The organism is uncultured Oscillibacter sp. (genome assembly GCF_910584465.1).
GTDB lineage: Bacteria > Bacillota > Clostridia > Oscillospirales > Oscillospiraceae > Oscillibacter.
In genome coordinates, this window is the sequence record NZ_CAJUBK010000070.1 from 1 (window position 1) to 10,603 (window position 10,603).

Genomic DNA, 10,603 nt, shown 5'->3' on the forward strand with positions numbered 1-10,603 from the left:
ACCCGGCCCCAGTTGGCGTCCGCGCCGAAGATGGCGGCCTTGGTCAGGGTGGAGGAGATGACGGACTTGGCGATGGTCTCCGCGCTCTGCTCGCTCTTGGCCCCATCCACCCGGCAGGAGATCAGGTGCCGGGCGCCCTCCCCGTCGGAGGCCATCTTCTTGGCCAGCTCCGTGCACAGGGCCTTCAGAGCCTCCGCGAAGGCGTCGTAGTCCGGGCCCTTGTCGGTGATGGCCTCGTTGCCCGCCAGGCCGTTGGCCAGGACGCAGCAGGTGTCGTTGGTGGAGGTGTCCCCGTCCACGCTGATGCGGTGGAAGCTGACCTGGACGGTCTCCAGCAGGGCAGCCTTGATCATCTCCGGGGAGATGGCGCAGTCCGTGGTGAGGAAGCAGAGCATGGTACCCATGTTGGGATGGATCATGCCGCTGCCCTTGGCGATGCCGCCCATGCGGACGGTCCTGCCGCCCACGGTGGTCTCCACCGCCGCCTCCTTCTTCACCAGGTCAGTGGTCATGATGGCGTGGCCCGCCGCGTCGCTGGCGGCGGCGGAGCGCTCCAGGGAGGCGTACAGCGCCGGGAGGTGCTCCTCGATGGTCTCCACGGCGATCCGCTGGCCGATGACGCCGGTGGAGGAGACGATCACGTCCTCCGGCCTGCATCCGATGGCCTTGGCCGCGGCGGCGCACATGCGCTGCGCGTTCTCCTCCCCCTGGGGGGCGCAGGCGTTGGCGTTGCCGCTGTTGGCGATGACCGCCCGGGCCTTCCCGTCGGCCAGGTGCCGCAGGTCCACCCGGATGGGGGCGGCCTTGACCACGTTCTTGGTGAACACCGCCGCCGCCGCGCAGTCCACGTCGGACACGATCAGCGCCACGTCCTTCTTCTGCTCGTTGTGGGTCTTCACCCCCGCGTGGATGCCCGCGGCCCGGAAGCCCTGGGCGGCGCAGACGCCGCCGTCGATGAATTTCAGCATATCCTGTCCTCGTACTTTCTTACAGATCCAAGCCGGCGGCCTCGTCCAGGCCCAGCATGATGTTCATGTTCTGCACCGCCGCGCCGCTGGCGCCCTTGCCCAGGTTGTCGAACAGGGCGGTGATGGTGAAGCGCTCGTCGTTCCCCGCGGCGATGAGGGTCAATGCGTCCTTCCCCGCCAGCGCGTCCGCATAGATCTTGCTCCCGGCTCCCGCGCCGTCCGCGGGGACATCCGCCACCCGGACGATCCCCGCCGTCCCGGCGGTCTCCGCGTAATAGCCGCGCAGCGCCTGCCGGACCTCGCCGAGGGTGGAGGGCCCCCGGAGCTGGTCCATGCGGAAGGGCACCGTGCCCGCCATCCCCTTGTAATAGTCGTCCACGATGGGGACGAACACCGGCGGCGTTTCCAGGCCGCAGACCTTCTGCATCTCCGGCAGGTGCTTATGGTCCTGCCGGAGGCCGTAGAGGGCGGGGCTGGAAAGCTCCGGGGCGCGGTCCTCCTGTTCGTACTGGGCGATCATCTTCTTCCCGCCGCCGGAGTACCCGGTGAGGGAGAAGCAGCTCAGCGCCGCGTCCCGGGGCAGGATGCCCAGGGCCACCAGCGGGTAAACGATGGCCAGGAACCCCGTGGCGTGGCACCCCGGGTTCGCCACCCGCTTGGCGTCCCGGACCGCCGAACGGTGCGCCGCCGACAGCTCCGGGAAGCCGTAGGCCCAGCCCGCCGCCGTCCGGTGGGCGGTGGAACAGTCCACGATCCGGGTATCCGGATCTGTCACCAGTCCCACGGCCTCCACCGCCGCCGCGTCGGGGAGGCACAAGAACACGATGTCCGCCCGGTCCATCCGCTCGGCCCGCTCCGCCGGGTCCTTCCGCTTGTCCCCGCCGATCGTCAGCAGCTCGATGTCCCGCCGCGCCGCCAGGCGCTCGTAGATCTGCAGGCCGGTGGTGCCCTCCCTGCCGTCGATGTATACCTTTGGTCTCATCGGGACCGCCTCCTCATCGGCTGTGTTCGCGGATGAACGCCTCGATCTCCTCGATCTGCCGCGTCGTCTCCTTCACCGCCGGACCGCCGTAGCTGGCCCGGAGGGCCATGCACGCCTCCAGCTTCAGCGCCTCGTAGACGTCCCCGCCGAACAGCGGCGAGGCCGCCTGGAACTCGCTGAGCGTCAGCTCCTCCAGGGTCTTCCCCTGGGCCGCGCAGGCGGACACCAGCCGCCCCACCACGGTGTACGCGTCCCGGAAGGGCATCCCCTTCTTCGTCAGGTAGTCCGCGCAGTCCGTGGCGTTGATGAAGCCCTGCCCCGCCGCCCGGCGCATGTTCTCCGGGAGCACCTTCATGGTCTCCAGCATCCCCGCGAGCACCGGCAGGCACATCTCCACCGTGTCCAGGGCGTCGAAGACCGGCTCCTTGTCCTCCTGCATGTCCTTGTTATACGCCAGGGGCAGGCCCTTCATCACCGTCAAAAGCCCCATCAGGTCGCCGTAGACCCGCCCCGTCTTGCCCCGGACCAGCTCCGCCATGTCCGGGTTCTTCTTCTGCGGCATGATGCTGGAGCCGGTGGAATACGCCTCATCCAGCTCGATGAACCGGAACTCCCAGCTGCACCAGAGGACGATCTCCTCGGCGAAGCGGCTCAGGTGCATCATCAGGATCGACAGGCCGCTCAGCAGCTCCAGGGCGTAGTCCCGGTCGGACGAGCCGTCCATGGAGTTCCCGCAGGGCGCGTCGAACTGCAGCGCCGCCGCCGTCTGCCAGCGGTCGATGGGGTAGGTGGTCCCCGCCAGGGCCCCGGAGCCCAGGGGGCACTCGTTCAGCCGCCTGCGGCAGTCCTCCAGGCGGGTCACGTCCCGGCGGAACATGGCCGCGTAGGCCAGGAGGTGCTGGGCGAAGGAGACGGGCTGCGCCCTCTGCATGTGCGTATAGCCCGGCATCACCGTCTCCCGGTGCTCCTTGGCCCGGTGGCACAGGACCCGCTCCACGTCCAGCAGGGCGGCGATGACCGTCCCGATCTCCCTGCGGACATACATGCGGAAGTCCACCGCCACCTGGTCGTTCCGGGACCGGGCGGTGTGGAGGCGCTTCCCCGCGCCGCCGGCCCGGTCCGTCAGCAGGGCCTCCACGTTCATGTGGATGTCCTCGTTCTCGGCGCAGAAGGCCACCTTCCCGTCCTCGATGTCCGTCCGGATGCCCGTCAGGCCCTGGACGATGGCCTCCTTGTCCTCGGCGGAGATGATGCCGCACCGGGCCAGCATCTCCGCGTGCGCGATGCTGCCCTGGATGTCCTCCCGGTACAGCCGCTGGTCGAAGCCGATGGAAGACTGGAAGTCGTTCGCCAGGGAATCGGTCTCCTTGCTGAACCGTCCGCCCCAAAGTTTCATAAACATGCTCCTTTCCCCCAAACGGGGCCCAGGGGACCATCCCCCGGTCTCTCCGCCCTGCGGAGGAAACGTTCGGCCCGGCCGTTCGCCGGTATGCGCCTCATGGAGATCCCCCGGCTCCGGCCGCCTTGGGCGGCGCCGGCCCGCAGGCCGGCGGGAGGGATCCGGAGGGGGAGGCGGGGCCCCTCTCCGCTCACAGCTTCCCCTGCTCCCGCAGGGCGAGGACGGTATCCGGCAACCCCCACAGGTTGATGAAGCCCGTGGCGTTGGTCTGGTCGTAGGCGCTCTCGTTGAACGTCACCAGTTCCTCGGAGTACAGGCTCTGCGGCGAGGTGACGGAGGACGTGATGATGTTGCCCTTGTAGAGCTTCAGCTTCACGGAGCCCGTCACGTGCTCCTGGGTCTTGTCGGCGAAGGCGCTCAGGGCCTCCCGCAGGGGGGTGAACCACTTGCCGTTGTACACCAGGTCCGCGAAATCCACCGCCAGCTTCGCCTTCATATGGGCGGTGTCCTTGTCCAGCGTGATCATCTCCAGGCACTGGTGGGCCTTATATAGGATGGTGCCGCCCGGCGTCTCGTATACGCCCCGGTCCTTCATGCCCACCAGCCGGTTCTCCACGATGTCCAGGAGGCCGATGCCGTTCTGTCCGCCCAGCTCGTTCAGCTTCCGGATGATGTCGCTGGCCTTCTTCGCCTCCCCGTCGACGGCCACGGGCACGCCCTTCTCGAAGTCGATGGTCACGTACACCGCCTTGTCCGGCGCGGCGATCGGGCTGACGCCCATCTCCAGGAAGCCCGGCTCCTCATACTTCGGCTCGTTGGCGGGATCTTCCAGGTCCAGCCCCTCGTGGCTCAGGTGCCAGAGGTTCTTGTCCTTGGAATAGTTCGTCTCCCGGCTGATCTTCAGGGGGACCCCATGGGCCTCGGCGTAGTCGATCTCCTCGTCCCGGCCCTTGATGGACCACTCCCGCCAGGGGGCGATGATGGTCATCTCCGGGGCGAAGCGCTTGATCGCCAGCTCGAAGCGGACCTGGTCGTTGCCCTTGCCGGTGCAGCCGTGGGCGATGGCGTCCGCGCCCTCCTTCTTGGCGATCTCCACCAGGCTCCTGGCGATGATGGGCCGGGCGAAGGCCGTGCCCAGCAGGTACTGCTCGTAGCTGGCCCCCATCTTCAGGGAGGGGATGATGACCTCGTCCACCATCTCGTCGGTGAGGTCCGCGATGTACAGCTTGCTGGCGCCGGTCTTGAGGGCCTTCTCCTCCAGGCCGTCCAGCTCCTGGTCCTGGCCCACGTCGCCCGCCACGGCGATGATCTCCACATCGCCGTAGTTCTCCTTCAGCCAGGGGATGATGACGGATGTATCCAGCCCGCCCGAATAGGCGAGGACGATCTTCTTGATAGCTTTCTTATCCATGACAGCGCCTCCACAAGGTTTATTTGATGTATGGATTATACATCCTATATGAATATTTATGCAACTGGCGAAATGCACAAGGATCCGCCGCCCGGAGAGGGAAATTTTGCCGTGCGCCGCGGGGGAGGCGGCGGCAGGGAGGAATTTTCAAAACCCCCTTCCTCTTTGGCGGGAACTACGCTATAATGATCGTCGAGACATCCATATCTGCAAAGGAGAGATCGCTATGCGGCAAAACGAGATGTTCCTGCTCAAGCTGGGGGAGGTCGTGCTGAAGGGCCTGAACCGCCGCTCCTTCGAGGACCGGCTGGTCGCCAACGTGGCCCGCCGCCTGAGATCCTGCGGCAGCTTCCAGGTCTACATCCGCCAAAGCACCATCTACGCCGAGCCCGCCGCGGACGGCTGCGACATGGAGGCGGCCTACGCCGCCGTGCGGCAGGTCTTCGGCGTGGTCTCCGTGGCCCGGGCCGTGCCCTGCGAGAAGACGGTGGAGGCCATCGTGGAGACCGCCAGGAGCTATCTGGCGGACGCCTTCGCCTCCGCCAAGAGCTTCAAGGTGGAGAGCAAGCGGGCGGACAAGAGCTATCCCCTGAACTCCATCCAGATCTCCCAGGCCGTGGGCGGCGAACTGGCGGAAGCGTTCCCCGATGTGGAAGTGGATGTCCACGATCCCGGCCTCACCGTCCACGTGGAGATCCGGGAGAAGTACGCCTATGTCCACGCCCCCGCCGTCCCCGGCGCGGGCGGGCTCCCGGTGGGCATGGGCGGCCACGCGGTCAGCCTCCTCTCCGGCGGGCTGGACAGCCCCGTGTCCTCCTGGATGATGGCCCGGCGGGGCGTGGAGCTGGAGATGGTCCACTTCGTCTCCCCGCCCTACACCTCCCAGCAGGCCCGGGACAAGGTCCTGGAGCTGGCCCGGCTGCTGACGGCATGGTGCGGGCGGCTGCGGGTCCACATCGTGCCCTTCACCGAGATCCAGGAGGAGATCCGGAAACGCTGCCCGGAGGAGTATTTCACCCTCATCATGCGCCGCTTCATGATGCGCCTGGCCCAGGCCGTCGCCAAGCGGGCGGGGGCCAAGGCGCTGATCACCGGCGAGTCCCTGGGCCAGGTGGCCAGCCAGACCATGATGGCCCTGGCCGTCACGGACGACGTGGCGCAGATGCCGGTCCTCCGGCCGCTGATCGGCATGGACAAGGTGGAGATCATCCGCATGTCCCGGGAGATCGGGACCTACGACACCTCCATCCTCCCCTACGAGGACTGCTGCACGGTCTTCACCCCCCGGCACCCCGCCACGAGGCCCAAGATCGAAGACGTCCGCGCGGCGGAGGCCAGGCTGGACGTGGAGGCCCTGGTCGCCAGGTCCCTGGAGGGGGAGGAGCCGCTTTGGGTGAAGCCGTGACCGCCGTCCGTCCCGGCGGGCCGGGACCCATTCGAAAGAAGATGCCATCCATCATGCCCCATACCGCGGAACTCATCGCCGTCGGCACGGAACTCCTGCTGGGCAACATCGCCAACACCAACGCCCAGGTGTTGAGCCAGAGCCTCTCCGCCCTGGGGATCGACGTCTTCTGGCACACCGTCGTGGGCGACAACCCGGAACGCCTGAAGGAGGCCCTGGACATCGCCCGCCGCCGGGCCGACATCCTCATCACCACCGGCGGCCTGGGCCCCACCTACGACGACCTCACCAAGCAGACCATCTGCGAGGCCTTCGGCAGGCCCCTCATCCTCCACCCCGACATCCTGGAGGACATCCGCGCCTTCTACGAGTCCGCCCTCCACGTCCCCATGCCGGAGAACAACACCCAGCAGGCGGAGCTCCCGGAAGGCTGCGTCATCTTCGACAACCCCGTGGGCACCGCCCCCGGCTGCGCCTTCGAGGCGGAGGGCGTCCACGTCCTCATGCTCCCGGGGCCCCCTCACGAGATGGGGACCATGCTCCGCCGCCACGTGGAGCCCTATCTCCGCAGGCTGTCCCACGAGGTCATCGTCTCCCGGGACATCATGACCTTCGGCATGGGGGAGAGCTCCATCGACGAGCTCCTCCATGATAAGATGGCCCGCATGACCAACCCCACCCTGGCCACCTATGCCAAGCCCTGCGAGGTGCGCCTCCGGGCCACGGCGAAGGCCGCCACGGAGGAGGAAGCGCGTTCCATGCTGGCCCCCGTGGAGCGGATGGTCCTGGACGCGCTGGGGGACATCGTCTACGGTGTGGACATGATGGACCTGGCGGAGTGCTGCCACAGCCAGCTCCTCCGGCGGGGCCTCACCCTGGCCACCGCCGAGAGCTGCACCGGCGGGCTGGTGGCCGAAAAGCTCACCGCCAGGCCCGGGATCTCGGCCTTCTACCGGGGCGGCGTGGTCAGCTACTGGACCAGCGTCAAGGCGGACGTCCTCCACGTCCCCCAGGACCTCCTGGACGAGTACGGCCCCGTCTCGGCGGAGTGTGCCCGGGCCATGGCGGAGGGGGTCCGGACGATCACCGGGGCGGACCTGGGGGTCTCCGTCACCGGGACGGCGGGGCCGGACCCGGACGAGCGGGGCGTCCCCGTGGGCATCGTCTACGTGGGCCTCGCCGCGCCCGACGGGACCTGGTGCCGCGCCCTGGACTTCGGCCGCCGCCGCCGGGACCGCATCCAGGGCCTCGCCGCCAACCACGCCTTCGACGTGGTCCGGCGCTATCTGCAGGGCCTGCCCATCGAGGCCGTCTGACGCCCCCGCCCGTTTCCCCTTGCCTTTTCCATGAAAAGCTGTTATACTGAGCCCTCGAACGCCGCGCTCCGGCGCGGATACCGAGAATCATGATTATGTATGAAGGACTATACGAATGAAAACGATCTTCCTCGTAGACGGTGACAACAACATCGGCACCGGCCTGAAGGGCATCGACATGCTCTCGGACCAGGACACCGTCCTCATCTTTTACCAAAAGGGCCTGACCCTGACCAAGATCCAGAAGCTCTGCGCCGGGACGGCGGCGGACGTGCAGTATATCGAGAGCGTCCGCGGCGGCAAGAACTCCATCGATTTCCAGATCATCACCGAGCTGGGCGTCCTGGTGGGCAAGCGGGAGGCGGACTACGCCTACGTCATCAGCCAGGACAAGGGCTACGCCGCCTCCATCGATGCCCTCCAGGCCCGCTACGCCGCCGCCTTCCAGGAGGTGGCCCTCCGCCCCTCCATCGAGAGCTGCCTCTACCTGCCCTTCATCCTCCGCGCGTCGGACCGGCAGGAGCTGGCCAACGCCCTGGTGAAGGAGTACGGCCCCGCCCAGGGATGCAGCCTGTACCACCACCTCAAGCGCATCTTCCAGGCCCCCGAGCTGGCGCCGGAAAAGCCCGAACCGCCGGAGAAGCCGGAAAAAGCCGTGAAGGCGGTCCGCCCCCGCCGGGGGGGCCGCCGGAAAAAGCCCGCCGCCCCGGAGGCGGAGGACTGAGCCCGCTCCCGGGGGCGGTCCGCCGCCGCCCGGGCCCCCGCTCCCCTTTTCGACGATCGGACCGCCGCCCGGCCGGGCGGCGGTCCGGCTGGCGAAACGATCCTTCGCCAGACGGGAGGTCCCCAGGGATTTGAAAATGTCCCAAAAACTCCTTGACCCGGATGGCGCAGGGGGCCCTCCCCGGGCCTCCCGCGTGCCCCCTCCCCTCCCGCCGATGCGCCCTTCACGTTTTTCGACAGTCTGACCGCCGCCCGGATCGGGCGGCGGTCTTTCTCCCTCCGCTCCGGCCGATTCGACCGCATTCGACAAAGTTCGACAAATCTCTTGAGTTTCCCCCGGCTTTTTGTTATGATGTTCCCGGCAGAGGCAGTCTTTTCCTCGGCTCGGACGCCCCTGCTCCGCAAATACTGACCCAGACGCTTCCAGGAGGAGGGGACCCCTCTCCGGGAGTTTCGCCGGAAAGGAGACACACCCTCATGGATCAGGACCTCTCTCTGCTCCCCCAGGCCGCTTCCCAGCTGCGGGGCGCGCTGGCCACCCTCTACTTCGCCGCCGCCCGCCTGGCCCCCGCCGCCGCCCGGGAACAGGACCCCGACCTGGACGCCAAGGCCGCCCTGGTGGACCAGAGCTATTACCGTCTCATCCGTCTGGTCAACGACCTCTCCGCCGTCCAGTACCTGGACGGGGCCTCCCTCCCCCTGCGGGACCGGGACATCGTGGACTTCGTCACCGAGATCTTCGCCAAGGCCGCCTCCCTGGCCCCCCTGCGGGGCCTGGAGACCCGCCTGCTCTGCGCCGCCGACCAGCATATCTGCGCCTTCTGCCCCGACGCGCTGGAACAGCTCCTCTACCAGCTGCTGTCCAACGCCTTCAAGTACACCCCCGCCGGAGGGCTCATCACCGTGGATCTCCGGTTCTCGGCGGGGCGGGTCCTCCTCTCCGTGGAGGACACCGGCCCCGGCATCCCGCCGGAGCGGCTGGAGTCCCTCTTCGACAGCTACCACCAGTCCGATAAGCCCGCCCCCGCCTCCCAGGGGCTGGGCCTGGGCCTGGCCCTCTGCCGGGGCATCGCCCAGGGCCACGGCGGCGCCGTCACGGCGGAGTCCCGCCAGGGCAGGGGGAGCCGCTTCACCTTCTCCATGCCGGACCGCACCTGCGGGACCACCCTGGCCGAGCCCCGCTTCGACTACAGCGGCGGGTTCAACCGCCCCCTCATGGCCCTCTCGGACGCCATGCCGCCGGAGGCTTTCGAGATCCGGAACCACTGAAACAGGCCCGCCCAGCGTCTCCGCGCCGGGGCGGGCCTCCTGCGCGGCGGGCCCCCCTCAGGGACCGTCTGCGCAAATTTTACGCAAATTTCAGCAAAATGAACAAAGACCCCCTTGCATCCCGGGGGATCTTTTGCTACAATGGATGCCATCCAAGATCTCGACAGGGGAGGGCCCGCCATGCAGGACCGTTACAAGAACCTATTCCCGGCCACGATGGTCCTCTCCGCCGGGCTGATGCTCCTGGGAGCGTGTCTGGAGGCCCCCATGGACATCCTCCGGGGGCTGTACCACATCGTCACCATGCAGGACCTGCTGATCACGGACTATGTGTCCATCGGCGGCCCCGGCGCCGCCCTGGTCAACGCGGGGCTGGTGACCATGATCTCCATCTGCATCATCAAGTTCTCCGGGGACCCCTTCAACGGTTTCACCATCGTCGAGATGGGCCTGATGGCGGGCTTCTCCCTCTTCGGGAAGAACTTCCTCAACATCTGGCCCATCATCCTGGGCACCTGGCTCTATGCCAGGTACCAGAAGGAGCCCTTCTCCAAGCACGCCTCCGTGGCCCTGCTGGCCACCTCCCTGGCCCCGCTGGTGAGCTATATGTCCCTGGGCAGCATCCACGCCAGCCTCCCCCTGGGGCTGGTGACGGGCATCCTCATCGGCTTCATCCTGCCCTCCCTGTCCTCCTACACCTACAAGGTCCAAAACGGCATGAACCTCTACAACATGGGCTTCGCCTGCGGGCTGTTCGCCATGATGATCGTGCCGGTGCTGACGGCCTTCGGGGACAGCCCGGACTCCGTGCTCTACTGGGCCGAGGGGTACAACACGGGCTTCATCGCCGTGGTGGGCCTGCTGTGCTCGTCGCTGATCCTGGCGGGCTTCTTCGGCACCAACATCCCCGCCTGGTCCGTCTGGGCGGGCTACCGCCGCCTCCTCTCCACCACCGGCCGGGCCCCCAGCGACTACCTGCGCATGTTCGGCTACGGCCCGGTCATGGTGAACATCGGCGTCAACGGCCTGCTGGGCATGGCCTACGTCCTTTTGGTGGGCGGGGACCTGAACGGCCCCACCCTGGGGGGCATCTTCACCATCATGGGCTTCTCCGCCTTCGGCAAGCACGC

General features: G+C 67.6%; 9 protein-coding genes. 5 read left to right on the plus strand and 4 right to left on the minus strand.

The features are described from left to right. The 4 genes from argJ to QZ332_RS11845 all read right to left on the minus strand — a co-directional run. Window positions 1–968, minus strand: a 968-nt coding sequence (gene argJ, locus QZ332_RS11830) for a bifunctional glutamate N-acetyltransferase/amino-acid acetyltransferase ArgJ (RefSeq protein ID WP_295765647.1), incomplete at its 3' end; no start/stop codon positions are given. 19 nt (window positions 969–987) lie between these two features. Next, window positions 988–1,950, minus strand: coding sequence for an N-acetyl-gamma-glutamyl-phosphate reductase (gene argC / locus QZ332_RS11835; RefSeq protein WP_295765649.1), 963 nt, complete (start codon window positions 1,948–1,950; stop codon window positions 988–990). Between the two features lie 13 nt (window positions 1,951–1,963). Further along, entirely contained in the window at window positions 1,964–3,346 is a 1,383-nt protein-coding gene (gene argH / locus QZ332_RS11840; protein WP_295765651.1) for an argininosuccinate lyase, read from the minus strand. Between the two features lie 193 nt (window positions 3,347–3,539). After that, window positions 3,540–4,760 carry an argininosuccinate synthase gene (locus tag QZ332_RS11845; protein WP_295765653.1) on the minus strand — a complete coding sequence of 407 codons (1,221 nt, stop codon included), beginning with the start codon at window positions 4,758–4,760 and terminating at the stop codon, window positions 3,540–3,542. 226 nt (window positions 4,761–4,986) lie between these two features. Here QZ332_RS11845 and thiI point away from each other — a divergent pair, with 226 nt between their 5' ends. The 5 genes from thiI to QZ332_RS11870 all read left to right on the plus strand — a co-directional run. Then, window positions 4,987–6,165: a tRNA uracil 4-sulfurtransferase ThiI gene (gene thiI, locus QZ332_RS11850; protein ID WP_295765655.1), complete on the plus strand. Its 1,179-nt coding sequence runs from the start codon at window positions 4,987–4,989 to the stop codon at window positions 6,163–6,165. Between the two features lie 53 nt (window positions 6,166–6,218). Then, window positions 6,219–7,481 carry a competence/damage-inducible protein A gene (locus QZ332_RS11855; RefSeq protein ID WP_295765657.1) on the plus strand — a complete coding sequence of 421 codons (1,263 nt, stop codon included), beginning with the start codon at window positions 6,219–6,221 and terminating at the stop codon, window positions 7,479–7,481. Window positions 7,482–7,596: 115 nt separating this feature from the next. Beyond that, window positions 7,597–8,205, plus strand: coding sequence for a PIN domain-containing protein (locus tag QZ332_RS11860; RefSeq protein ID WP_295765659.1), 609 nt, complete (start codon window positions 7,597–7,599; stop codon window positions 8,203–8,205). A 476-nt stretch (window positions 8,206–8,681) separates the two neighbouring features. Next, window positions 8,682–9,473 (plus strand): sensor histidine kinase KdpD, encoded by a 792-nt coding sequence (locus tag QZ332_RS11865; RefSeq protein ID WP_295765661.1) that lies wholly within the window; start codon window positions 8,682–8,684, stop codon window positions 9,471–9,473. A gap of 180 nt (window positions 9,474–9,653) precedes the next feature. Beyond that, the coding region (locus QZ332_RS11870; protein ID WP_295765663.1) for a DUF1576 domain-containing protein at window positions 9,654–10,603 on the plus strand (950 nt) is incomplete at its 3' end.